Raw genomic sequence first — 24,920 nt, forward strand, 5'->3', positions numbered from 1 at the left:
ATGGAGCTGCCACAGCTGGAAGCGTTCGTCACGGTGGCCGAGGTGGGCAGCTTCACCCGGGCCGCGGCGCGACTGAGCGTCTCGCAGCCGACCGTCACCAGCCGGATCAAGACGTTGGAACAGCAGCTGGAGACGCGGTTGCTGGAGCGGCTGCCGGCGGGCGTGCGGCCCACGTCCGCCGGCGTACAGCTGCTGCCGTACGCCCGGGAGATCATGTCCCTGACCGCACGGGCCCGGCGTGCGGTCCGCTCCGACGGTGAGCCGCACGGCCGGGTGCACGTCGGCACGGTCGGCGCGCTGACCACTCACCGGCTGCTGCCCGTCGTGGAGTACCTCTACCTGCGCTATCCGAAGGTGCAGGTGTCGATGCACGCGCTCGGCGGGGACCCTCTCGGCGAGGTCCGGGACGGCCGCCTGGACTGCGCGTTCTTCGTCGACACGGTGCAGAGCCGGGAGGACGTCGAGGTGCGGGTACTGTGCCGGGAGCCGCTGCTGCTGGTGGCCGGGCGAGGGCACTTCCTGCTCGGGCCGGACACCGTGACCGCGGCGCAGCTGGGCCGGTCGACACTGATCCGCTGTGACCGCAGCGCGAGTCACCAGGTCGATTTCGAGCGGATGCTGGGCTGGACGGACGGCGCCGGGGACAGCGCCCGGCTGATCGAGCTCGACTCGATCGACGCGGCCAAGCGCGGGGTGGCCAACGGCATGGGGATGGCGCTGCTGCCGGAGGTCGCGGTGGCCGAGGAGCTCGCCTCGGGTGAGTTGCACCGGGTCGCGTGGACGTCGCCGTTCGAGACGTTCACGCAGATCGCGTGGCGAGCCGAGGGCCTGGGCAATCCGGCGCTGGACGTGCTGGTGGGCGCGGCCACCCAGGCGATCTCCGAGCAGCTCGGCGACGACGAGCTGCTCGCCGCCTGATCCGGCGGGCGCGGCACCGCGCCGCCGGAGCGGTCGATGTCGGTGAGCGACGGTCAGCGCACCCGGTCGAGCACCACATCGCAGTGCGCGAACTCCTCCTCGTCGAGTACGCCGCCGAGCAGCAGCTCGCGCACGCCGAGTGCGAGGTAGCGGCGCAGGTAGGCCGCGACCCGTTCATAGCTGCCGACGAGCTGCGGCATCAGTGCCCGGTCCGACCGGTACGCGCCGGTCCAGTACACCTCGTCGTGGACGTCGGCGGCGACGGCGAGCCGGGCGATCCGGCGGTTCCAGTCCGATTCGGAGCGCGTCTTCAGGGCGGTCATCGCCATCGCGCGGCGGTCCGGTGGATATCCGCGCCTGGCCACGTCCCAGGCCTCCTCGTCGGTGGGCCGGGCGATCAGGCCGACCCGGATGCCGATCCGGGGCCGGTGCCCGTGGCGTGGGGCGGCGAAGCGTGCGGCGAACGCGTCCACCGGTTCCGGATGGGTGATCGTCGCGTCGGCCACGTCCAGCGCGGCCCGCAGGTTCGCCGCGGAGGAACCGGCGACGAAGACCCGTGGGCGCAGGTCCTCCGGCAGGACCGCGTGGGCCAGCAGTTTCCGGGTGCGGTAGTAGGTGCCCTCGTGGGTCAGCGGCTCGGGTGAGGAGGTGAGCCGGCGCACGATGGAGATGTGCTCGACCGCACGGTCGTACCGGCCGTCGTGGTCGACGTCGTCGCCGACCTGGCCGAGTTCGCCGCGGATGCCACCGGTGATCAGGTTGACGTCGATCCGCCGCCGGTAGAGCGTGGCAAGGTCGTGGAGTGTCTTCGCGGCGGTGATCGGCGGAACCGCGTACGGCTGCAGCGCGACCAGCGGTACCAGGGACCGGGTAGCCTGCAGCATCACCGCGGCCACCACCCACGGGTCGATGTTCTCGTGGTTGTAGAACGCCAGCAGCCCGGTGTAGCCGTACTTCTCCGCGCGCCGGGCCAGGCCCCGGATGCTGTCCGCCGTGTTGGCGTCGGTGGCTCGGCCGGGCAGCGCGGTTCCGTAGACCCGCAGGTCGTCGGTCATCGCTTCTCCTTCGGTGCGGTGGCGAGCGTGCCGGCGTAGTCGCGCAGCGTCGGTGCGAGCGTGCGCAGGTTCTCGTGCAACGGGGCGAGGGCCGCTGTGGCGAAGCCGCCCGCCCGCCACTCGTCGAACGGGATGCCGAGGCCGAGGCGCCGCCAGAGCGTGGCGTTGCCGTGTTCCGATTCGGTCCACGGTTCCAGCAGCACGAGCGGGGTGGCCGACCAGAGGGAGTCCAGCAGCGTACCGGCGCCGGGTTTGCTGACGATCGCGGTCGCCGTCCGGGCCAGGCCGAACGCCTGCGGGTGCGCGTCGGCGCGGGTGAACCGGGGCGGTGAGCCGTCGTGCGGCACCGGCGCCCACGGTGGGAAACCGTCGTCCTGCCACGGGTGCCAGTCCGGGTCGAGCATGAACCGGCGGGCGCCGGTGACCTCCTCCGCCGGCTCGTAGACGACCAGGTCCACGCCGATGCCCGCGGCCACGATCTCGCCGGCTCGCTCGCGGTAGGTGCCGAGCCCCCAGCCGCCGCCGTGCACCAGCACCGCCGGTCTGCGGTCCGGCCATGGCACCGGTGGCTCGTCGGTGACCGGGATCGTCCACGGCAGGCAGTTGCCCGGCAGGTCGGCCAGGTTGACCTCGCGGGCGTCGCGGATCCCGGGCACGCCACCGGTCAGGAAGGACTGCATCGGCAGCGCGTCGCCCCGGCACAGGTCCACCGGAACCGGGACGCGGGTGCGTTCCTGGTAGCGACGGACCAGGTCGAGCCAGTACCCGGAGAACACCACGAACCGGGACACGCCCCGGTCGTTCCAGCCGGCGAAAAGGGCCTCCGCCGCATCGGCCGGCACGTCGGTGCCGGTGTTGCCGCTGAGCTTCCGGCTCGCCTGCGCGAAGCGGTAGCTGCGGTGGTAGGCGCGTTTCAGGCCGGCCACGACGGTGCGTTTGTCGTCCGGCAGCAGCGCCTCGAGGACGTTCACCCGCGCGGGTACGCCGAGGGCGCGCAACCGGCGGGACAGCAGCAGCCCCGGGACGTGCACGCCGTAGGTGGCGCCCGAGGTCAGGATCTCGATCACGGCGGAGCCTCCCGTGCCAGCGTCGTCAGGTCGGTGATCAGCGCCGGAACGATGCGCTGCCGGAGGAACCAGCGGTGGTCCGCGGGCAGGTTCCGCGGCACGGCTTCGACCAGCATGATCAGGTGCAGGTAGACCCGGTACAGCGCCAGGCGCAGCCGGGCCGGCGGGTCGAGTACGGAGATGCCGTACCCGTCCAGGAACGCCGTGTCCTGTTCGACGTCGCCGGCCAGCGCGACGGAGACGAAGTCGGCGATCGGGTCGCCCCAGAACGCGCGCTCGGCGTCGATCAGTGCGGTCAGGCGGGCGCCGTCCGTGCCTCGATCGACGAGGATGTTGCCGTCCCACAGGTCGAAGTGGACGAGGACCGGCGTGGTCACCGCGGCGAGCGCGCCGGCGTGTGCGGTGACGACGTCACGGATCTCGGCCGCGGGGCGGGGCAGTCGCGCGCCGAAGCGGGCGGCGTCGGCCAGCACCGCGTCGATCATCTGCCGGAAGGCGGTGTCCCAGCGGGGTTGAAGCGGGCCGAGCGCGCCGCCGGGATAGCCGAAGCCGGTGCCGGTGACGGTGTGCAGCCGGGCGGTGAGGCGGCCCAGCCGGTGCCGTACCGCTCGGCGGTTCGCGTCGGTATGGGTGGCTGGCCGCCACGGTACGCCCGGGCACCGGCCCAGTACGAGTACGTCGCCGTCGAGCAGCGCGTTGTGCTGTTCGGTGTGCAGCACCGGTGGGACCGGCACACCGGCTGCGACCGCCAGTTCGTCGAAGAGGGCCTCGGTGGCGAGCAGGCCGTGCTCGTAGGAGAGCACCGGCGCGGCCGGCCCGGGAGAGACCTTGACGATCAGGTCGCCGGCACGCCGGTCCAGCCGGTAGACGCTGTTGTACGTGCCGCCGCCGACCGGGTGCGGCACGCCCGGTGCACCGTCGATGAGCCCGGCGTCGGCCAGTACCCGCACCAGCAGGCCGGGATCGAGGTGACGGGGGTAGGCGTGGCTCATCGCAGGACGGCCGCCATCCGCCCGGCCGCCGTGCGGAGCCGGTCCCGCCATCGGCCGGTCTCCTCCGGCGGGCAGAACAGGGCGCATTCCAGCCGGGCCCGTGGCGGTCGCAGCGCAGCGCCGGTGAGCGGCAGCACGCCGGGTTCCGGGCCGCCCCGGTAGAGGAGCCCGTCGCGGTGCAGCTCGTCGAGCAGGTCGTCGACGCCGGCGCCGTCGGGTACCGCCAGCCGGGTGCGCCACAGGCAGGCACGCAGGCCGTGCTCGCGGGCCCGGTCGTCGAGCGCGGCGGAGAGCATGCCGACGGTCACCCGCGCGTTGATCTCCAGGATCGGGATCAGGCCGCCGTCGTCGCACAGCAGGGAATCGAAGCCGGCCGGCCCGGTGTAGCCGGTGGCGGCGAGTTCGGCGGCGGCGAGCAGCAGTGTCTCGGTGTACCGGTCGGCGTCGAGGAGGCCGGCCGGGAGCGGACCGAATCCGGTGTGGCTCAGGCCCTGGTGGTGAGCGACCTGGATGCCGATCGGTGTGACCTGTCCGGCCCGGCTGATCCGCACGTAGCCGGAAAGGTCGGCGCGTTTGGGCCATCTCGGCTGCACGACCAGCTCGGTCCGGCGCCCGGCCTGCCGTTGCAGGAAGCCGATGACCGTTTCCAGGACCGCCGGGGAACGGATCTCCAGGATGCCGCGGCCGCCGACGCCGTACGGGTCCTTGACCATCGCCGGGCCGCCGATCTCCTCGACGGCCCGGCGCAGCTCGGCCGTCGAGGCGACCACTCGGCCGGCGCCGGGCAGGCCGAGCCGGTGGACCAGGTCGTCGGAGAACGCCTTGGAGTTCACCCGGGCCACCGTCGCCACCGGGGGCAGCGATCCGGTGTGCCCGGTGGCGGTGGCCAGCGCGGCGGTGGCCGGCAGCACCGCGTACGGCGCGACGGCTGCGCTGCCGGCCACCACGGCCAGGGCCTCGGGATCGGTGAGGATCGCCGTCTCCGCCGTGGCCCCGTCCCCGCGTACCTGATGCCAGCTGGGCCGCAGCCCGGCGTCGTGCCAGGCCTCCCGCAGCCGTTGCGGCACCGGATGCCGGGTCAGCAGCGGATCGCCGGGCGCGCACAGGCAGACCAGCAGCTCGTCCATCGACTCGACCTGGAGGCGTCCCTGCCGGTTGCCGACCGCGGGCAGTTCCGCGAGGTCGCCCGGGCGCCAGTGCGCCTCCGCGTCGAACGTGCCCCAGTGGGCGGTGACCGTCACGGCGTCCCGACGAGCATCGTCTCGACGTAATCGCAGAACCGGCCGACCGATGTCAGGTCGTCCAGGTCGAGACGCCCGTAGTCGAGCGAGATGCCGAACGCGTCCTCGATGCCGAGCAGGAACGAGATCGCCTGCAGGGAGTCGAGCCCGTACTCGTCGACCAAGTCGCTGTCGCGGTGGACGTCGTCGACGGTGAGCCCGTTGTCGAGCACCTGGACCAGGACCTTCTTGACCTTCGCCTCGATGTCGTCCACGCGTCTACACCCCATTGAGATAGAGCAGAATGCACTTCGAGCAGATCGGCATCATGCCGTTCTCCGCCAGGATCGACCGGACCCGGCGGAAGTTCTCGCTCTGCCACAGTTCGGCGGCGGGCGTCTCGTACAGGTTGCCGACCGTGAACTCGGGGAAGAACTTGCACGAGCTGACGTTGCCGTCGGCGTGCACCTCCATCCGGTTGGACACGGCCAGGCAGCGGCTGCGGTGCTGCACCGGCTCCGGCCTGCCGAGGATGAAGTCCTCGACGTCGTCCAGGCCCACCTGCGGCTGGTACCGGATGCGGATGTTCCAGGTGCGCTCCGCGAGCCGGGTCATCGAGTCGCGCAGCGTCGGTACCAGCTCCGGTGGCAGCCGGTACGTGTACGAGTGCCAGGTCGCCCGCGTGGTGTCCGGCTTGCGGCCGAGCCACTCGAAGCACTCGGCGTAGAGCCGGTCCATCGCCCGGGCCACCTCAGGGGTGATGTACCAAGGGAACTGGAAGTAGACGGTGTTCACGCCGAGGTCCTCGGCCCACTCCATGAACTCGTACATCCGGTGCACGGTCGCGTGCGACACCATGCAGTTCAGCGACAGCTCACCGCGGAACTCACCGGTCTCGCGCAGCGCGAGCATCGCCTTGATGTTCTTCGTGGTCCGCTCGAACGAGCCGGACCCACGCAGTGCGTCGTGGTCGTCCTTCAGCCCGTCCAGGCTCACCAGGATGTTCATGTCCTCGATCGCGGTCAGCGCCTTGACGTGCCGTTTCATCAGCAGACCGTTCGTGCACATCACCACGGTGCGCGGATAGCGCTGCAACAGTTCGGCGACCTTGTCGAACTGCCGGTACATCAGCGGCTCACCGCCCCAGAGGAACAGTTTCGACCGTTGCGGCGCGGTCATCTCCAGAATGTCCTCGACGATTCCGATATCGAGGCTGGTCCGCTGCTTGTCGATGCTGTAATCGCGGAAGAAGCCCTGTTCCGACCATTGATAACAATGCGTGCACCGCAAATTGCAGGCGTAGGTCAGCTGGAGGCATACCTCCCGGGGCAGCGGCGCCGCGTACGCGGAGTCGCCCTGCATCTCCTTCCGCGCCTCGGACTTCAGGGACACGATGTGCTTGATGTCGGCGAATTCCTTGAGATTCAGCGTCCGTGTCGTCTGCGGCATCAACACTCCTCTTCGCCCGGAACGGCCGAACTCCATACAAGCACGGTTCGGAGCGTGTCGCGCCGACGCCGCATCCGCGTTTCCGATCGACCCATAAACGCCGCCTATGACCCATTCGCCGGTGCGATGAATGCTCGATAAAATCGGTGATCATGTCGTCCGGTGAGCAATTTCCGCTGCTGGAGAGCCAGCAGACGCTGTGGGAATTCGTCAGGTTCTACGCGCCGGCCGATCCCGGCCGGGCCCGGATGAACCTGGTGGAGACGGCCGTGCTGCCACCCGGTACCGCCACGGGCACGCTACGGGCGGCGTTGTGCGACGTGGCCGCCCGGCATGAGTCACTGCGCATGCTCTTCACCGGCCTGGGCGACGACCCGGTGCTGCGCCTGGAGCCCGCCACCGAGCCCGGCTGGACGCTGCACGATCTGCGTGAACTGCCGCCGGCTGAGCGCGGGCCGGCCTACCGGGCGATCCTGCGCCGAGCCAAACATCGTGACTTCGACCTGCTGTCCGGTCCACTCTGGACGGCGGACGCGGTGCTGCTGCCGGGCGACGCCACGATACTGGTGGTGACGGTCTACCACCTGGTCGGCGACGGTGCGTCCATGCGGGTGCTGCTGGCGGACCTGGCCGTGGCGCTGCTGGCCCGCCGCGGCCTCCGCCCCGCACCGGAGCAGCCGCCGGTCACCTACCGGCAGGTGATCGCCGGGCAGCGGGCACGCTGGCGGGCGAACGCCGAGCGCACCGCGCGGTGGGCGGACTCCCTGCTGCCGCTGGCCGATCAGCTGCCGTTCCCGGTCCGGGAATCGGCACCGTCCGCCCCGGCCCGTGGCGGCACCAAGCGCCCGTTCCGGTTCCCCGCCGCCGCGATGCAGGAGCTGGCCCGAGGCTGCCGGACCACGCCGTACGTGGTGGCGATGGCGGCCTGGGCGGCGACCGTGATGTCGGCGGCCGGCTGGGACCGGCTCGTGATGGGTGGCACGTCAGCCGGGCGGAACCTGCCCGGCGGCCGTCACCTGGTCGGGCAGTTCACCGCGAACTGGTATCTGGAGATACGGGACCGGCCGCGCGGGTCGTTCGCCGAGCTGGTCGCGGCGGTCGACGCCGGACTCCGCGAGGCACTACGGGCCGCGGCCCCGTTCCAGCACGTGGCCCGGCTGGTTCATCCGGGCTTCGACCGGGAACGCCCGTGGCCGTTCGTCCACCTCTTCCACGCCTGGTTCCAGGACGAGCCGCCCACCCGGCGTACCCCGGCGTCGGATGTCCTCTCGGTCTTCCCCGAGCTGCGGACGGGCACGCCCGAGGAGCGCGCGCCGGCGGCGCCGCCGGCCGTACCGCGCACGCTCACCCACATCCGGCGGCACGCTCCCGGCATCACGATCGGCGCGGATCGGGCCGGGGGGCTGCTCGACTACGAACCGGCGTTCTTCGACGACGCCGTCGTCGGCGACCTGCTGGACCGGTACGCGCGGCTGATCGGTGTGGTGCTGCGCGATCCCGGCGTGACCATGAGGAGCGGTGCATGGCGCTGATCGAGGCGGCCGGACTGCGTAAGGTGTTCCGCCGGCCGGTGAAGGATCCTGGACTGGGCGGGGCGCTGCGGCACCTGGTCACCCGCCGGTACACCGATCTGGTCGCGGTCGACGAGGTGGACCTCTCGATCGAGGCGGGCGAGTCGGTCGCGTACATCGGGGCGAACGGCGCCGGGAAGTCGACCACGGTGAAGCTGCTCAGCGGCATCCTGGTGCCCACCGCCGGGCAGGTGCGGGTCGGCGGCACCGACCCGCACCGGCACCGGATCGCGAACGCCCGCCGGATCGGGGTCCTGTTCGGGCAGCGCAGCCAGCTCTGGTGGGATCTGCCGGTCCGCGACTCGCTGGCACTGCTGCGCGACATCTACCGTGTCGGCGACGACGACTACCGGCGGCGCCTGGAGCGATTCGACGAGGTACTCGGGCTCGGCGAGCTGCTGCCGGTCGTGGCCCGCAAGCTGTCCCTGGGCCAGCGGATGCGTGCCGACCTGGCCGCCGCGCTGCTGCACGCGCCGGACGTCGTCTACCTCGACGAGCCGACGATCGGTCTGGATCTGGCCGTCAAGGACCGGGTCCGGGCGTTCCTGCGCGCGCTGCGGCAGGACGGCACCACGATCATGCTGACCACGCACGACCTGGGCGACATCGAGGACGTCTGCGACCGTCTGGTGATCATCGAGGCGGGGCGGATCGTGTACGACGGCGCGCTGTCCCGGGTGAAGGACGAGTACGTGCGGGAGCGCCGGATGCGGCTGTCGCTCGACCGGGACCCGGCCGGCTGGACCCTGCCGGGCGCGGTGGTGACACCCGGCGCCACCGGCCGGGAGATCGTGGTGACGTTCGACCGGCTGACGCTCACCGCCGGCGCGGTCATCGCCGCGGTCTCGGCGCATGCGGAGGTGCTCGAGGTGCACATCGACGAACCGACCATCGAGGACCTGGTCCGTCGCCTGTACGCGGGCGACCTGACGCTCGCGGCGCAGACGTGATGAGCGCCTACGCCGCCGTCACCCGGACCGCGGTGCGCGCCATCCTCACGTACCGCCTGAACTTCGTCCTCGGTTTCTTCGGCTCGGTGGTGCAGCTGCTCGCGATGTACGCGGTGTGGCAGGCACTGCTCGCCGGCCGGGCCGAGGTCGGCGGGCTCACCTGGCCGCAGATGAAGGCGTACCTGATGGTGGTGTTCCTGACCGGTTCGCTGGTGTCGGTGGTGTCCGATTTCGAGATGGCGGACCGGATCAGGGACGGCATGGTGGCGCTCGACCTGACCAAGCCGCTGTCGTACCAGGCGGCCCGGTTCGCCGAGACGGTCGGCGCGGCCGGGCTGGAGCTGTGCACCGCCGCCGTGATCTGCCTCGGCTACGGGATGCTGGCCGGCCCCATGGCGATGCCCGGCGGCGGCATGCTCGCGCTGTTCGCGGTCAGCCTGCTCGCGGTGGTCCCGGTCAAGTTCCTGTTCAGTTACCTGGGCAGCCTGGCCTGTTTCTGGACGCAGAACTACTTCGGGGTGCTGTGGGCCCGGCAGACGCTGGTGCTGCTCTTCTCCGGTGCGCTGGTCCCGCTCGGGCTGATGCCGTCGCTGCTGCGTGACGTCGCCGAGGTTCTGCCGTTCGTCGGTGTCGCCGCGACCCCCGCACGGATCTTCGCCGGTGACGTCGCCGGACCGGCCGCGGTCGTCCTCGTACTCCAGCAGGTTCTGTGGGGTGTGGCGCTGTGGCTCCTGGCGCGTGCCGCCTGGCGTGGGGCGCTGCGCCGGCTGACCGTGCACGGAGGCTGACGTGATCTGGACGGTCCGCATCTACCTGCGCAGCCTCGGCGCGCACATCCGGGCGATCCTGGAGTACGAGGCCGACTTCTGGGTGCTGGTCGCCGCCGGGCTGCTGCACCAGATCGCCGGTCTGGTATTCCTGAGCGCGGTCTTCGCCCGGGTGCCCTCGATCAACGGCTGGGGATTCCACGGGACACTGCTGGTCTACGCGTTCACCACGTTCGCCGCCGGCACGGTGCCGCTGGTGGCCGACGGCATGTGGCGGCTGGCCGGGCTGATCCGCAAGGGCGAGCTCGACTACCGGCTGGTCCGGCCGTACCCGGTCGTGCTGCAGGTGCTCAGCAGCAGCGTCGGCCTGCAGTCCTTCGGCGAGCTCACCGGCTCCAGCATCCTGATCGTCTGGGCCCTGGCCGGCCTGGACGTGGACTGGTCGCCGTGGCGGGTCGCGGCCGCGCTGGTGCTGTTCGTCAGCGCGCTGGTCATCCGGGTCGCGATCGGCGCCGCCAGCAACGCCGTCGTCTTCTGGCTGGGCAGCGCCAACTCGCTGTTCGCGTTCTCGCTGCAGTCGGTCGGCGACATGGCCCGCTATCCGCTCACCGTCTACAGCCTCGCGTTCCGGATCGGCCTGACGATCGTGGTGCCGTTCGCGTTCGTCAGCTTCTTCCCGGCGGCCTGGCTCGCCGGGTATGCGCCGGCCGCGCCCTGGGCGCTGGGCGCTCCCCTGGTCGCCGCGTACTGCTGTGGCGTCACCGTGTGGGTGTTCCGCCGGGGTCTGCGCCGCTACGACAGCGCGGGGCATTGACGGCGCGGCACGGGGATCCGGGTGGCGCCCCGGATCCCCGTGCGCGCTCAGTAGACCAGGATGCTGTTGGAGGCGAACGAGATGCTGCTGTAACCGCCCTGCGGGATGAGCTGATAGGAGCTGCCGGTGCAGTTGGTCCCGGTGTACAGCACCGCGGTGCGAGTGCCGGTGTTGGTGCCGGACTTGGCACGCCCGTTGCCCCAGCCGTGTCCGGCGAGGTCGACGCAGGTGGCGACGCTCGGGTTGAGCGACTGCACGGTGAAGCGCGCGCCGGTGTAGTCGGTGCCGTCCCACAGGCAGACGGTCCGGGTGAACTCGCACGACGGTGCGGCAGCCGCGGGCGCGGCGGCCGACGCCGTTGCGGGCAGGGCGACCGCGCCGATGGCGGCCGTGGCGGCGAGCGCGATCAGGTGTCGTTTCATGAGGTGACCCCGTTCGTGGTGGAGACGGCCGGCGACCCGGCCGCGTGCGGTGACCGTCGTGCACGGTCGCGGGTCTCACCCCGCATATGCCCCGTGCAGCCATAAAAGGTTTTTCACGGACAAGGTTACATCAATGGCCGCAAATGTATAGCGTTGACGAGCAACCCGCTGCCATAGAAACATGCAAGGAGTTCGATCGCTTGGTCTCCGCTCACACAGGAGTGCCCCGATGCGTCCACTCGCCCTCGTGCTCGCGCTCGCCGTCGTGCTGACCCCGGGCACCGTGGCCGCCGCCGCTCCGGGCGCCCGGCCGGAACCGGCACCGGCCGGCGCGACCGCGGCGACCACGCCGGTGGACCCGGGCGGCGGGCCGCACACGCCCGAGGAGCTGTACCGCTACCTGGAGGATCCCGCGCTGGTCGGCGAGGGCCAGCAGCCGCCGCACTCAGATCTGCGGCCGTACCCGGACGCGCGCGCCGCGGTCGCGGACCTGACCGACCGCAGCGCCCGCAACCCGCACGTGCTCTCGCTCAACGGGGAGTGGCGGCTGAAGATCCACGACCGGCCCGCGGACGTGCCGGCCGCGTTCCGCACGGACGGCTTCGACGCGTCCGGGTGGCCGACGGCGAGCGTGCCGCACACCTGGCAGTCCGACTTCACCGATCATCCGATGTTCCGCAACATCCCGGAGGAGTTCCCGGACGACCCGCCGCGCGTGCCGCGCGACGTCAACCCGACCGGCGCGTACGTGCGCACGGTCGACCTGCCCGCCGACTGGGACGGCAACCGGGTGTTCCTGCGCTTCGAGGGCGTCACCAGCGCGTACCTGGTCTGGGTCAACGGCGGCTACGTCGGCTACGACCAGGGCGGCTACACGCCGGCCGAGTTCGACGTCACCGACCGGCTGCGCCCGGGCCGGAACCGGATCGCGGTGCAGGTGCACCGCTGGAGCGCCGGTTCCTACCTGGAGGACGTCGACCAGTGGCGCTACAGCGGCATCTTCCGCGACGTATGGCTGTACCGGACCGCGCAGACCCGGCTGCAAGACGCCTACATCGTCACCGACCTGGACGCGGACTACCGCCACGCCACGCTGCGCGCCCGCGTCGACGTGGCCGGCCCGGCCGCCGGGCACACGGTCCGCGGCACGCTGTGGGACGCGCGGAACCGGACGGTGGCGACCGCGACCGTGCCGGCCGGCACCGCACTGAGCCTGCCGGTGACGGACCCGGCGAAGTGGAGCGCGGAAGAGCCGAACCTGTACGCGCTGGTGCTGGAGTTGCTCGCCCCGGACGGCACCGCGCTGCACACCACGGCGCAGCCGGCCGGTTTCCGCGAGGTCGAGGTGCGTGACCGGCAGGTCCTGGTCAACGGCAAACGCATCCTGATCAAGGGTACGAACCGGGCCGAGACCGATCCGGACACCGGCCGCTACAACACCCCGCAGCGCCAGCGCGACGACGTGTTCCTGATGAAGCGGCTGCACCTGAACGCGGTGCGCACCTCGCACTACCCGTCCGACCCGTACCTGTACCGGCTGGCCGACCGGCACGGGCTGTGGGTCGACGACGAGGTCGACATCGAGACGCACTCGCACGAGAACTGCCCGTCGAACTGCCTGGCGGACCGGCCGGAGTGGCAGGCCGCGTTCGCCGACCGGTTCCAGGCGATGGTGGCCCGGGACAAGAACCACCCGAGCGTCATCTTCTGGGACACCGGCAACGAGGCCGGGCTCGGCGCCGCGCACCACGCGATGGCCGCGTGGGCGGACGCGAACGAGCCGACCCGGCTGCTGTACCACCAGTCGAACAGCCCGGACGGCGACGCGCCGTTCGCCGACGTCGACGGCCCGCGCTACCCGACACCGGCCCGGCTGGAGAACCGGGTCGACGCGTCCGCGAAACCGGTCGTGATGGGCGAGTACGCGCACGCGATGGGCAACGGGCTGGGCAACTTCGACCAGTTCTGGGCGCTGGCCCGGCGCAACCCGCAGCTGCAGGGCGGCTTCATCTGGGACTGGGCCGACCAGAACCTGCGCCAGCCGCTGATCCTCACCCCGTCGGCGCAGGGCATCCAGGCGTTCCTGGTCGGCAAGCCCGAGCCGGCACCCGGCCGGCGCGGCCAGGCGGTGTCGCTGACCGGCCTGGACGACTTCGTGGACGTGTTCCGGGACCGGCGGCTGGACCTGACCGGCCCGCTCACGCTGGACGCGTGGGTGAAACCGGGCGAGTGGGCCGGCAGCTTCCCGATCCTGACCAAGGGGCAGGGCTACGCGCTGCAGATGCGCGACGCCGGCACGGTGGAGTTCGGCGTCGACGCCGGCGGCTGGACCGCCGTGGCCGCGGCCGTGCCGGACGACTGGTACGGGCAGTGGCACCGGGTCACCGGCGTCTACGACGGTGCGGCGCTGCGGCTGTACATCGACGGCGCGCAGGCCGGCAGCGTGCCGCGCACCGGCGCGGTCGACCCGGGCCTGTTCGAGGTGAACGTGGGCCGCAACGCCGAGACCCAGCAGGACAACGACCTGTGGAGCGTACGGCTCGGGCGCGGCCTGGTTGACGACGCGCGGGTCTACGGGCGCGCGCTGAGCCCGGCGGAGCTGGCCGCCGACCCGGCCGGGCAGGCCGTGCTGGCGCTGGACTTCGACACGTACCAGCGCACGGGTGATTTTCTGAGTCTCGGCATCAGCCTGTCCGGCACGGACGGGCTGGTCGGCTCCGACCGCTACCTACAACCGGAGACCGCGGAGCTGGCCTGGGCGCAGGCACCGATCCGGTTCACCGCCACCGATCCGGCGCGCGGGCGGGTGAGCGTCCACAACGAACAGCAGGCCGGCGCGTACGAGCTGCGGCTGGACTGGAGCCTCACCGAGCAGGCCCGCACGCTGCGCTCCGGCAGCCGGACGCTGCGGCTCGGGCCGGGCGAGACCGTCGCGCTGGACCTGGGCGCGGCGCCGGCGAACCCGCACGACCGGGAGCGGATGCTGAACCTGACCGCGGTCACCACCCGCGACGTCGCCTGGGCGCGGCGCGGCTGGACCATCGGCTACGACCAGTTCTCCGCCGGCGGCCGCGCGGTGCCGGGGATCCTGCCCGCGCCGGTGCGCGGCACGCCCGCGGTGGCCACCCGCGGTGACGCGATCACGGTGTCCGGGCCGGGCTTCGCCTACCGCTTCGACGCCGGTGCGCTGGTCTCGATGCGCGCGGACGGGCGGGAGCTGCTGGCCGGGCCGCCCACGTTGGACGTGTGGCGGCCGCCGACCAGCAACGAGACGTACGACTGGGGCACCGACGACCGGCGGATCTGGCACGCGCTCGGCCTGGACCGGCTGCGGACCACGGTCACCGGCGTGCAGACCCGCACCGAGGCGGACGCGGTGGTGGTCGAGGTGCGCAGCACGGCCGACGGGACCGGCATCTCGTTCGCGCAGACGATGCGCTACCGGATCGACCGGGCCGGCACCGTCACGCTCACCCAGGACGTGGCCGCGACCGGCAGCGGCGTCAACATGCTGCCGTACCTGCCGCGGGTCGGGATCTCGCTGCGGCTGCCGGACGAGATGCAGAGTTTCGCCTACTACGGGCGCGGGCCGCACGAGTCGTACAACGACCGGCGCAGCGGCGCCCGGCTCGGCGTCTACCGCAGCAGCGTGGAGCGGGAGTACGTGCGCTACTCCCGGCCGCAGGCGTACGGCAACCACACCGACACGCGCTGGGCGAGTCTGCACGACGGCCGGGCCGGCCTGCTCGTCGGCGGGGCCCGGGACGTGAGCGTGACACCGTTCGACGATCTCGACCGTGCCGAGTACGACCATCAGCTGCCGCTGGTGCGCAACGACGGCTGGGTGACGCTGCACGCGCTGGCCGGGGAGACCGGCATGGGCGAGACACCGAACTCGGTGCTGGACCCGTTCCGGCTGTCGCCGTCCCGGCCGTACTCGCACGAGCTGGTGCTGCGCCCGCTGACCCGGGCCGAGGTGCGGGCCGGCGGCGTACCGGACTCCGGCGTCGCGGCACCGTGCGCGCCGGACGTCACCGCGGCCACCGACGGCGCGATCGAGGCCGGCACGCCGGAACGGGTGGAGGTGAGCGTGGCCGCGCGGTGCGCGGACGGCCTGCGCGCGGCCGGTGTGGATCTCGCCGTGCCGGACGGCTGGACCGTCACGCCGGCGCACGCCGACCTCGGCACGGTCGTGGCCGGCAGCCCGGAGACGGCCGCGTTCACGGTGACCGCGCCGCCGGGCACCGACCTGGGCCGGTACGAGCTGACCGCGACCGTGACGTCGCGCGACGCGGCCGGTTTCCGGACCACGGTCACCGCGGTCACCGCGACGGAGGCACCGCTGCCGGCCGGCTGGGAGTGGCTCAGCGACCGGCCGTGGGAGCAGGCCGCGAACGGCTGGGGCCCGGTCGAGAAGGACCGCAGCAACGGCGAGCAGGGCGCGGCCGACGGCAACCCGATGAGCATCGGCGGTGTCCGGTACGCCAAGGGCCTCGGCGTGCACGCCTACTCCAGCGTGCTGGCCGATCTCGGCGGCACGTGCACCCGGTTCCGCGCCGACGTCGGCGTCGACGACGAGGCCACCGGCTCGGTCGAGTTCGAGGTCTGGGCCGACGGCACGCTACGCGCCCGCAGCGGCACCGTCACCGGCGCCGGCACCGCCGTCCGGATGGACGTCGACCTGACCGGCGCGCACCAGCTCGACCTGCGCGTCACCGACGCCGGCAACGGCAACGGCATGGACCACGCCGACTGGGCCGCCGCCCGCCTGGCTTGCAACTGATCCATAGCCGCGAGTTACCGAGGCATGGTTCGGCCGGCGCGATCGCGTTGCCGGCCTGACATTCCCGTGCGGCGTGTGGGCATGCACACCCTTGCCCCGGGTGCTACCCGAGGAGAATAGTTGGCAGTGCCAATAGACATGAGGAGGCACGCCATGAACCGCTCCGCGCTCCCCCGCCGGATCGTCATCCCCGCCGTCGCCGTCGCCGTGCTGGCCGCCGCGGCCGGCGCGGTGGCCGCCGGCACGAACGCCGCGCGACGCGACGACGCACCGGCCGCTGAACAGGTGGCCGCGACCGCGCACGATCACGGCACCCACATCACCTCCGCGAGCGGCAACACCGAACTCGCCCCGTTCGACCTGGTCGAGACCTCGGTCCGCCGGGAGGGCGACGCCGTGGTGTTCACCGAGAAGGTCCGCGGCACCGCCGGCGACAAGACCCCCGACCCGGTCGGTACGTTCGGCGGCAGCTCCGTGCTCAGCTACGTCTGGCCGATCTCCCTCAACGCCGCCACCGTCGGCTTCACCAAGGACAGCGGCACCCTCGCCCTCGCCGCCACCAGCCACCCCGACTTCGACGACACACCGCTGGCCGACGAGAACAACAACGGCAAGAAGGACGACGACGGCGGCCTCTGGCACGCCCACTGGGTCATCCTCGTCCCGGACACCACCCGCCCGGACGGGGCGCTGAAGGTCCGCGACATCGCACCCGGTGAGACACCCGCGCTGCCGGCGACCTGGCCCGGCGTGCCGATCTACATCGACAGCCCCTCCTACCCCACCGAACTGACCGGGCAGACCGTCCGCATCGACGTACCCATGCAGGTCCTCGGCGCACCCGACACGTTCTCCTACGACGGCGTCACCGCGGCCCTCAAGGTCAACGCCGACCTGCACGACCCGCTGCTGCGCGTCGAGAACGTCTTCGACGTCGCCTCCGGCGACCTGTCCCTGCCGGGCCGCTTCGAGAACTGAGCAAGGCCGACGGCCGGCCGGGTCGTGGTGCACCGCGACCCGGCACCGGGGGAAGACCCGGTCGTGGTCGGCCGGGCTGCGCGGCAGCACCCCGGGCCCGGTGCCGCCGGGCTCCGGCCGGCGTTGAGCAGCACCCGGACACCCGGCCGCTCGGCCGTGCGGCGCTACGCCAGGGACGCCCGGCTCAGCGCGCTCATCTCGGCGCCACGGATGGCCAGCGCCGGCTTCGCCCGGCTGGGGGACGGCCGCCCGAGCGCCGACCTGGGCGACGGGGTTCGGATGCGGATGCCGCAACGTACGACGCGACCGGGCTCAGCGGCCCTGGTGGGTGAACGCTGCCCAGGAGACCGGGTCGGCGGCGCGCGGGCCGGCGCAGCGGGACGCCAGCGCGGGCGGCATGCCCGGCAGTGGGAGCCGGTGCGGATCGAGCATCCAGAGCTGGGCGGCGTGCAGCGCGTCGGCCGGCTCCCGGCCCGCCACCTCGAGATGGTGGTGGATGAGGTACATCAGCAGCGAGGTCTCCGCGTCCGGCACCTCCCACAGCGACCCGAAGACGGTCCGGGTCCCGGCCGCCAGGAACGTGCTGGCCAGGCTGAACGCCTCGTCGTGGGCGGTGCCGGTGATCCCGGTCGCGCACGCGGCCAGGAACACCCGCTCGATCGACAGTTCGGCGGTCCGGGACGCGTCGAGCAGCCGGCGTGCGGTGAGCGCGCCTCCGGCGAGTTCCAGCCGTGCCTCCGCCGGGCGGGCCCGGTCCGCGCGGCCGTGACAGGCCAGGTGCAGCAGGGACGGGCCGGGTGCGGCCGCGGCCACCCAGTCGAGCACCCGGTCCGGGGTGCCGTCCGTACCGCCGAGGTAGACACCGCCGGGGTAGAACGCCTCCCGGATCGCGCGGGCCTCCAGGCCGGCGAACGGCAGGTTCCCGGCCGGGTCGCCGACGACCAGGGCGGACCGGACCGGCCGCACCGGGGCGTGCGCGGTGGCGGTGAACGCGCGGGCGGAGACCGCGTAGGAGACGACGGCATCGTGCACGAGGTAGCGGCCGCCGTGGCGGGCGGCGTGCCACGGCACGAGCGCGAGGATGCCCATCGGGATCAGTACCAGGCGGACCGGCCGGCGCAGGCTCCACCGGGCGGTGTGCCGCAGCAGCGGACCGGCGGCGGCCGCCCACGCCCACCGGCAGACCTCCTCAAGCGGCGGGCCGCCGTCATCGTCCGGTTCGGCGTCGCGCCCGGGTCCCGGCCGGGTGCGCCGGCCGCGCGCGCGGGAGCGCGCGTCGGCGGCGGCGAAGCGGGCGAGCAGCGAGCCGGGCGGCGCGGCCAAGCCGGGCAGGTCGAGCGTGACCACCTCGCCGGTGACCGGCACGACGACCGCCGCGCCGGTCTGCTCGGCGGTGGCCGGGGTCAGGTAGACCAGCGCGTCCGCGCCGGCGGCGGTCAGGGCCGCCCGCAGTTCCGCGGGCGTGACCGGCTGCGGCTCGCGGACGTCCAGCGCGCGGAACACCTCGGCGCGCAGCGCGTCCGGGGCCTCCGGCCCGCCGCTGACCGCGCCGAGCAGCGCGCCGGTGACCTCGTCGCTGCCGTAGCCGTCGGTGGTGCGCCAGCGTTCGGCGAGATCGGGGCGGCCGGCCGCGACCAGCCGGTCCGGGATGGTGCGGGAGGCGGTGGCCGCCTGCAGCACCAGGCCCCGGCCCGCGTCGAGCGCGGCGACCAGGTCGCCGGTGGCGCCGTCCTGGCGGCACCAGGCGGCCACGCGCATCGCGGTGGCCGCGGCCTCCCCGGCGGCCGCGACGGCGTCGTCGGTCCCGGACTGCAGCAGCACCTGGGCGGCGTGGCCGTGGACGGCGGTCAGCCCGAGCCGGCGGGATTCGGCGCGGTCGCCGCCGGTCATCCGGATCGCCTCGGCGAGCCCCATCCGCACCTGCGCATACATCTCGGTGTACACACCGGGGCTCTGCGCCACCGCCTCCGACGACCAGTGCAGGGCCAGGGCCGCGTCGGCCGGGTCGCCACCGTTGCGGGCCAGCCCTTGGGCCGCGGTCATGCCGAGCCCGGCGATGACGGGCCGCAGCCTGTGCCCGTCCGGTACCCGGGCGCGGATCTCGCCGAGCCGGCGCAGGCACTCCCTCAGCACGCGCGGATCGTGCCTGGTGCGGGCCGCGATCAGGGGTCCGGTGACCGCCATGAGCGCGTCGGCCGCGGCGCTCGTGTCGCCCTCCCGCAGTGGTGAGTCGCCGAGCCGGAACGATCTGGTGCCGTCGGCCCCGTCGAGGATGTCCTCGAAGAGACCGATCAGCGGGAGGACCGTCTGCTGCACGGTGAGGTTCGGCCCGGCGTCGCGTACCTCGCGGGCGAACCGGCGGACGTCGTCGGCGGCACCCAGGCCGTCCCGGCGAGCGCGGTCGATGAGGTCCATGGCCCGGCTCATCACCCTCAGGTCGGGATCGTCGGACTCGACCAGCGACGCCGTGGAGGCCCGCCAGGCCCGGCGGTCGCCGTCGTTGAGTGCGCGCAGCATCAGCGCCATGCCCAGGGCTTTCCGCGCATCGGCACTGATGTCGGCGGTCGTGCCCGGTCCGGTCATCGCCCGCACCGCCGCGGCCACGACGGGGGCCGGGTCGGCCGAGGTCCGGGCGGCGGCGGCGAAGCCGGTGAGCGCATCCGCGGAGTCCAGCAGCCGCTGCCATTCGGGCGTGGGATCGGAGATCGTGTGCCCGGCCCGCATCAGCGCCGTGATCCGGTCCATGTCCACGGACTCGGGCGTGGCCACGCCCGACCTCATCTCGGACAGGGCGACGACGGTGGCCAGCATGGCGCGGGTGTCCGGATCCCCGGTGCCGCCGCTACGGTCGAACACGGCCCTGGCCTCGGCCGCCCGGTCGCCGATGATGCGGGCGCCGGGTGGCACGACGTGGGGATCGGCGGCCGACTCCGCCTCGATGCGGCTGTTCGTCATCAGCAGCCGCCTGGTGTGGATCTCCATCAGCTGGTCGTCGTCGGAGGCCGCGGCCGCCTCGTGCAGCGCCCGGTCGAAGTAGGCGTCCGCCCGGTCGAGGTCCTCGGGCGCGTGCCCCTGCTGCCAGCGCACGACGTGGGCGCGGGCCAGGTCGTACCAGGCATCCGAGCCGTCCAGCAGTGCCACGGCCCGGCCGGCGTCCTCGACGGTGCCGCGGATCTCGGCGCGTTCGCGCAGCAGACGCCCGCACGCGACGCGGGTCTCCGGTGCGACGGCGAGGAGCCGTTCGTACCGGGCGATCGCGGCGTCCAGATCGGCCGGTGCCGCGCCGGTCTCCCACCGGTCCCGGAACGCCTCGGCCAGCCACTCGTGCAGCATCGGCAGTGCCGGATCGTCCGGATCCACGGCGAGCGTGTCCGCGCGCAGGCCGGCGGCGATCGCCGCGTCGAACGACGCCGGGTCCTCGTCGAGCCAGGCCCGGCGACGCAGGCAGTCGCACAGCAGCGCCCCGGCCAGCACCAGATCCGGCAGGTCCGGGGCGAGGGTGTCGAGCGCGGCGGTGAGGTCGTCGATCCCCTGGTCCAGGTGGGCGCGCTCGCCGGCCAGGTCGAACAGCACGAGCAGCAACAGGCCGCGCGGCAGCCGGACGTGCGCCAGCAGGCCCGGGTCGTCGATGCCGGCCCGGGCCCGGTCGATCTCGGCGAGGGCGCGGCGCGCTTCGTCCTCCGGCCGCAGCGGTCCCGGGCCGGCCGGCCCGAAGCAGACGGTCCGGGCCCGCTGCCAGTGCGCGTCGATCAGCAGGAGCAGATTCTCCGCCCGCAGCGGGCCGGGGAGCAGGCCGGACACCACCAGGCTGAACGCGTCGATCGCCGCCTGCCAGTCGTCGGCGGAGCCGGTGCGCCCGCCCCGCTCGGCGTAGGCGCGGGCGAGCTGGTGCCGCCACCACAGTCGCTCCTCCTCGCCGTCGTCGACGGCCAGCGCGCGCAGCTCCCCGATCGCCTCGGTCAGCGTGGCGAGGTCGCCGTCCTCCTCGTAGCGGGTGAGCGCCTCCTCCGCGGCGTTCACGGCACCACCGTCCGCAGCTCGACCATCGTGGTCGTCCAGTCGCAGGCGGCGTCGGGCTCGTCCTCTCCCGCGTCGCGGTGCAGGGCGGCCCGGCCGAGCCGGTCCAGCACGCCGCGCAGGCCGAGCGGGGCGCGGTCGCCGGCCGGGACCGGGTCGCCGAGGGCGGGCAGTTCGAAGGCACGGCTGCCGAACTCCTCCTCGGCCGCGATCAGCTTCAGCCAGTCGCGGGCCTCACGGCCGGGCTCCGGCGGGGTACCGGCGGGCAGGCTGAGCCGCACCCGGCGGCCGTTGACGGCGGCGCCCCACCGGCCGGCACCGATCAGTTCGCCACGCAGCAGGCCGGCGTGGATGCGGTACCGGCCGGTCAGGTCGAGCAGCGCGCAGTGCAGGTCCCGGTCGGTGGTGTTGCGGACGCGGATGAAGACCGCCGGCGGTGTCCAGCCCTCGGGGCCGTACCGGTACGCCAGCGTGATCGCGCCGTCCGCGCCGAGCGGCAGCGCCGGGCGGTCCAGCGGCACGATCCGTTCCCCGGGCAGCGCCTCCACGATCTCCAGCCGGACGCCACCGGCCAGCGCGGAGAACGGGTTCGCCAGGCCGTGCACCTGCCGCCACCGGGCGATGTGCTCGCCGGTACGCACCGCGGCGTGCGCGAGCGCGGCCGCATCCGCGCCGGTCACGTCCGCGGTGAGCGGCACGCCGTCCGCGCCGAGGATCCGGGCCCGGCCGGGCTCGGTGACCTGCACCCGCAGCTCAGGTGCGGCGTCGCCGGGCGGGCGCAGGTGCACCGACTCGGCGATCCGCGCGGCGATCAGCGGTTCCTCGGCCGCGGCGGTGAGCGGCGGCTGCGGCAGGCCGGTGAGCACCACCGGGTACTGGCGGCCGGGGTCCGGCGCCCACCCGACCGGCTCGACGATCGTGTGCGTGGTGCGCACCTGGACCGCCCGCACCGTCCGGGCCGGACGGCTGCCCGCGACCGCGGCGGTCAGCGGCCCGGCCGGCGGCAGCCCGTGGCAGGTACCGCCGTCGATCTCCCAGCGCCCGTGCAGGCCCCGCAGCACCATGCCGGCCGCGGGTGGCCGGCTCGTGCCGCCGAGGAACTGCCGGTCGGCGTCCGCGTCGCCGCCGAGCTGCGGTGTCTGCCGGCCGACCCGGCCCTCGACCCGGCACCGGACCGCGGCCGCCAGCTCACGGTAGGTGGCGTGCGGCCCCAGTTCGGCGATCGCGCGCAGCAGCGCCCAGCTGAAGACGCCGCGCACCGGCCCGCCGTCCTCCATCGCGTGCTCCTGGGCCAGTTCGTCCGAGCGGCAGGCGGCGAGCGCGACGTGCCGGGCGGTGCCGGGCAGCGCCGACCAGCCGTCGCGCAGCTCCGGGATGAGCGTGCCGGCGCGCGGTGGCACGGTGGCGGACGGGACCGCTCTGCCCCGGGCGGACGGCAGCAGCCGGGTGGCGCCGCCGGAATGGCAACTGTCCAGCACGGCGACGACGTGGGCGCCGTTCGCGGCGGCCGCGTCCAGCAGCACCGACACCTCCTTGTCGATCAGGTCCGGCACGCCGCCTCGCCGGCTGTCCGCGCAGACCAGCGTCTGGAGCCGGCCGGTCGGTTCGAGAAAACACAGCTCCGGGGGTACGGGTGCGACCGAGCCGTGCCCGGCGAACCAGAACAGCGCGGTGTCGCCCGGCCCGGCCCGGCCGAGGTCGCGCAGGCCGGCGATGACCGCGTCCCGGCCCGCGGCCCGGTCGGTGAGCAGCCGGGGCTCCACCGTCGTACGGGTGCGCACAAAGGCGGCGGCGGCCTCCGCGTCGGCGCGGGCACCGCGCAGCGGTGCGTCCGGGTAGTCGTCGATGCCGACGATGAGCGCGTGGACGGTCACTGGACGTAGATCCAGGCCTGCTCCTGGAAGCCCTTCGTGGGCAGGTCCACGGTGATCCGCCGGAACGCGGCCGGATCGGGTGGCCCGGCACCGTCGGCGACCGCGTCCAGGAACAGCGCATCGGGTACGCCGAGCGCGAAGTCGGCGTCCGGGTGGTCGGCGAGCGCCGCGCGCAGTGGGGGCGCGTCCAGGATGCGATGGACCGCGATCGCCGCGCGGCCGACCCAGCCGTTGTCCGCCTCGCGGACCAGGCCCCGGTGCAGCGCCATGCGCAGCCGGATCCGCTCCACGGCCGGCGCGGCGGCGTTGCGCGCGGCGAGCTCGGCGGCCACGCCGCGGACCAGCCGCGGGATCACGTCGGCCTCGTCGATGCCGGACGGCAGCACGGTGAACTGGCCGTCACCCTGCGGCTGCGGCGCGACCTGATCCTCGCCTATCCCGGCGGTGGTGCGCGCGGCGGCCAGCAGCCGGACCAGGTCGTGCTGGATGCGTGCGGTCTCGCCGGTGCGGCGGGTGCTGTATCCGGCGACGTCCGCGGCCATGCACAGCCGGACAGAGGCGTGGTGCGGGCCCGGCGGCGTGCGCGGCACCGGCGCGGTGAACGGCACCGCCTCGCGGGTGGACATCCGGCGCAGCACCAGCCCTTTGACGTCGGCCTGCACGGACAGCGTGCCGTGCAGGGACGTCACGTCCGGCGGGATCTCCAGCAGCGCGTGGCAGCCGTACCCGCGCGGCAGTATCGGCGCGGTACGCCGGTCGGTGTAGCCCCAGCCGAATCGGGCGCTGTGCACGCCGGAGGTGTGCGCGCGTGGCCGGCCGGTGCGGGTGCCGAGGCGGGGCAGCAGCCCGGGCCGGTCCGCGGTGGCCGCACGGGTGCGCCCGGCGAGCGGGGCGGTGTCGTCGTCGCCGAGTCCGAACTGGCCGCCGTCGGCGTGCACCGCGACCGCGATCACCGGCGAGTCGCCGAGGTCGACGGTGAGGCGGGCGGCCGCGTACCGATGCCCGGCGGGGAGGTCGCCCAGGTCGAAGGCGAACAGCGCACCGAGGTACGCCGCACCGGTGCTGCGCGCCCGGCGGCGCAGCGGGACCGGCAGTTCACCGGCCGGCACCGGGTACAGCAGCGGGCGCCCGCACCGGACCACCGGCCGTGGTCCGCCGTCGCCCCGGCCGTCCGGTGCCGTGAGCTCGGCGTCGGCGAGCGTCTCGTCCTCGCGTAGCGATTCTTCCTGACCGATCACGGCCGCCACCATCCCTTTTTCACCATTGCCGGATCCCGCATTCTTACCATCCCGAACCGAATTGATAACCGTGCGCCGGTACCGCCGCGATCGTCCGAACAGGCCAGTCGTTCCGGACCGGGCGGAGCGGTCCGGACCGGAACGAATGGGCCGTTCGGACGACCCGATTCGTCGAACATCGGCCCAGTTCACCGATGCGTCGACCGCCCGATGTCATCCAGCCACAGCGGACCGTGCGCGCGGTTCGATCGCCTTTCGCGCGCTGGCAGTCGGCAGATTCGCATTGTTAGGCTCCGCTCGCCGGGCGACCCGTTCCATTCCATTCCGAATGGAACGCCGAAAGGGGAAGCGAATGGATTTCACACAACGGCGGCGGGTGCAGACCGGGTTCGGCCAGGCCGCGCCGCAGCGGCAGCAGCAGGGCCTGGTGCGGTCCACCCGCGCGGGCCGGGCCCGCCGGCACGCCGGGATCTTCGAGGCGGTGCACCGGCTCGACGCCGGGCTGGACGCGACGGCTCGCGCCGAGATCGCCCGGTGGGTCCGCGACGAGTACGAGAAGGAGTTCGGCGACGTACCGCTGGGCTTCTTCGCGCAGTGCCACCTCGGCCCGCCCTATGTGGACCACCGGCTGGACCTGTGGCAGTCGATCACCGATCACTACGCCCCGGCCGACTTCGTGCCGGAACCGTTCGTCGGCGCCCGGCCGCTGGCCCGCAGCGGCGCCTACGACTTCATCGAGGTCTACGCGAGCGGGGAGCTCAAGCCCGTCCTCCAGGACGGTTCAGTCGTCGCCTAAAGGAGCACG

General features: G+C 73.3%; 18 protein-coding genes. 8 read left to right on the forward strand and 10 right to left on the reverse strand.

Annotated features, from left to right (window positions below; genetic code table 11):
* Entirely contained in the window at positions 1-918 is a 918-nt protein-coding gene (locus tag J2S42_RS07875) for a LysR family transcriptional regulator (protein WP_307236833.1), read from the forward strand.
* Positions 919-971: 53 nt separating this feature from the next.
* Here the strand turns inward: J2S42_RS07875 and J2S42_RS07880 are convergent, their stop codons facing one another.
* The 6 genes from J2S42_RS07880 to J2S42_RS07905 are packed head-to-tail and all read right to left on the reverse strand — an operon-like array spanning position 972 to position 6,701.
* Positions 972-1,973, reverse strand: coding sequence for an LLM class flavin-dependent oxidoreductase (locus J2S42_RS07880; RefSeq protein ID WP_307236837.1), 1,002 nt, complete (start codon positions 1,971-1,973; stop codon positions 972-974).
* Positions 1,970-3,040 (reverse strand): hypothetical protein, encoded by a 1,071-nt coding sequence (locus J2S42_RS07885; protein ID WP_307236839.1) that lies wholly within the window; start codon positions 3,038-3,040, stop codon positions 1,970-1,972. Before J2S42_RS07885 ends, J2S42_RS07880 begins: the two co-directional genes overlap by 4 nt.
* On the reverse strand, positions 3,037-4,032 hold the full coding sequence (locus J2S42_RS07890) for a phosphotransferase family protein (RefSeq protein WP_307236842.1): 996 nt from the start codon (positions 4,030-4,032) through the stop codon (positions 3,037-3,039). Before J2S42_RS07890 ends, J2S42_RS07885 begins: the two co-directional genes overlap by 4 nt.
* The gene (locus J2S42_RS07895; protein ID WP_307236844.1) at positions 4,029-5,273 is read right to left on the reverse strand and encodes an ATP-grasp domain-containing protein; all 1,245 of its coding nucleotides are present in this window, start codon (positions 5,271-5,273) and stop codon (positions 4,029-4,031) included. Before J2S42_RS07895 ends, J2S42_RS07890 begins: the two co-directional genes overlap by 4 nt.
* Positions 5,270-5,527, reverse strand: coding sequence for an acyl carrier protein (locus J2S42_RS07900; protein ID WP_307236846.1), 258 nt, complete (start codon positions 5,525-5,527; stop codon positions 5,270-5,272). The genes J2S42_RS07895 and J2S42_RS07900 overlap by 4 nt, the downstream gene beginning before the upstream one ends.
* A gap of 4 nt (positions 5,528-5,531) precedes the next feature.
* On the reverse strand, positions 5,532-6,701 hold the full coding sequence (locus J2S42_RS07905) for a radical SAM protein (protein WP_307236849.1): 1,170 nt from the start codon (positions 6,699-6,701) through the stop codon (positions 5,532-5,534).
* Between the two features lie 152 nt (positions 6,702-6,853).
* On the opposite strand from J2S42_RS07905, the gene J2S42_RS07910 reads away from it, so the two are divergent.
* The 4 genes from J2S42_RS07910 to J2S42_RS07925 are packed head-to-tail and all read left to right on the forward strand — an operon-like array spanning position 6,854 to position 10,803.
* Positions 6,854-8,233: a condensation domain-containing protein gene (locus J2S42_RS07910; RefSeq protein WP_307236852.1), complete on the forward strand. Its 1,380-nt coding sequence runs from the start codon at positions 6,854-6,856 to the stop codon at positions 8,231-8,233.
* Positions 8,224-9,222 (forward strand): ABC transporter ATP-binding protein, encoded by a 999-nt coding sequence (locus J2S42_RS07915; RefSeq protein ID WP_307236855.1) that lies wholly within the window; start codon positions 8,224-8,226, stop codon positions 9,220-9,222. Before J2S42_RS07910 ends, J2S42_RS07915 begins: the two co-directional genes overlap by 10 nt.
* Positions 9,222-10,010: an ABC transporter permease gene (locus J2S42_RS07920; RefSeq protein ID WP_307236858.1), complete on the forward strand. Its 789-nt coding sequence runs from the start codon at positions 9,222-9,224 to the stop codon at positions 10,008-10,010. The genes J2S42_RS07915 and J2S42_RS07920 overlap by 1 nt, the downstream gene beginning before the upstream one ends.
* Position 10,011: 1 nt before the next feature.
* Entirely contained in the window at positions 10,012-10,803 is a 792-nt protein-coding gene (locus J2S42_RS07925; RefSeq protein WP_307236860.1) for an ABC transporter permease, read from the forward strand.
* A gap of 47 nt (positions 10,804-10,850) precedes the next feature.
* Here J2S42_RS07925 and J2S42_RS07930 read toward each other — a convergent pair whose 3' ends face one another.
* On the reverse strand, positions 10,851-11,225 hold the full coding sequence (locus J2S42_RS07930) for a peptidase inhibitor family I36 protein (RefSeq protein WP_307236863.1): 375 nt from the start codon (positions 11,223-11,225) through the stop codon (positions 10,851-10,853).
* Positions 11,226-11,454: 229 nt separating this feature from the next.
* On the opposite strand from J2S42_RS07930, the gene J2S42_RS07935 reads away from it, so the two are divergent.
* Positions 11,455-16,008, forward strand: a complete 4,554-nt coding sequence (locus tag J2S42_RS07935) for a glycoside hydrolase family 2 TIM barrel-domain containing protein (RefSeq protein WP_307236865.1) — start codon at positions 11,455-11,457, stop codon at positions 16,006-16,008.
* 153 nt (positions 16,009-16,161) lie between these two features.
* Entirely contained in the window at positions 16,162-16,986 is an 825-nt protein-coding gene (locus J2S42_RS07940; RefSeq protein WP_307236870.1) for a hypothetical protein, read from the forward strand.
* Between the two features lie 312 nt (positions 16,987-17,298).
* Here J2S42_RS07940 and J2S42_RS07945 read toward each other — a convergent pair whose 3' ends face one another.
* From J2S42_RS07945 to J2S42_RS07955, 3 genes are read right to left on the reverse strand one after another with little or no spacing between them, the layout of a single operon-like run.
* A complete protein-coding gene (locus tag J2S42_RS07945) occupies positions 17,299-21,006 on the reverse strand; it encodes a CHAT domain-containing protein (protein WP_307236873.1) in 3,708 nt (1,235 codons plus the stop codon).
* On the reverse strand, positions 21,003-22,877 hold the full coding sequence (locus tag J2S42_RS07950) for a caspase family protein (protein ID WP_307236876.1): 1,875 nt from the start codon (positions 22,875-22,877) through the stop codon (positions 21,003-21,005). The genes J2S42_RS07945 and J2S42_RS07950 overlap by 4 nt, the downstream gene beginning before the upstream one ends.
* A complete protein-coding gene (locus tag J2S42_RS07955) occupies positions 22,874-24,115 on the reverse strand; it encodes a hypothetical protein (protein ID WP_307236879.1) in 1,242 nt (413 codons plus the stop codon). Before J2S42_RS07955 ends, J2S42_RS07950 begins: the two co-directional genes overlap by 4 nt.
* Positions 24,116-24,467: 352 nt before the next feature.
* Between J2S42_RS07955 and J2S42_RS07960 the strand changes: the two genes are divergently transcribed.
* Entirely contained in the window at positions 24,468-24,911 is a 444-nt protein-coding gene (locus J2S42_RS07960) for a hypothetical protein (protein WP_307236882.1), read from the forward strand.
* The last annotated feature ends 9 nt before the right edge of the window (positions 24,912-24,920 follow it).

The organism is Catenuloplanes indicus (assembly GCF_030813715.1).
GTDB classification, from domain to species: Bacteria; Actinomycetota; Actinomycetes; order Mycobacteriales; family Micromonosporaceae; genus Catenuloplanes; species Catenuloplanes indicus.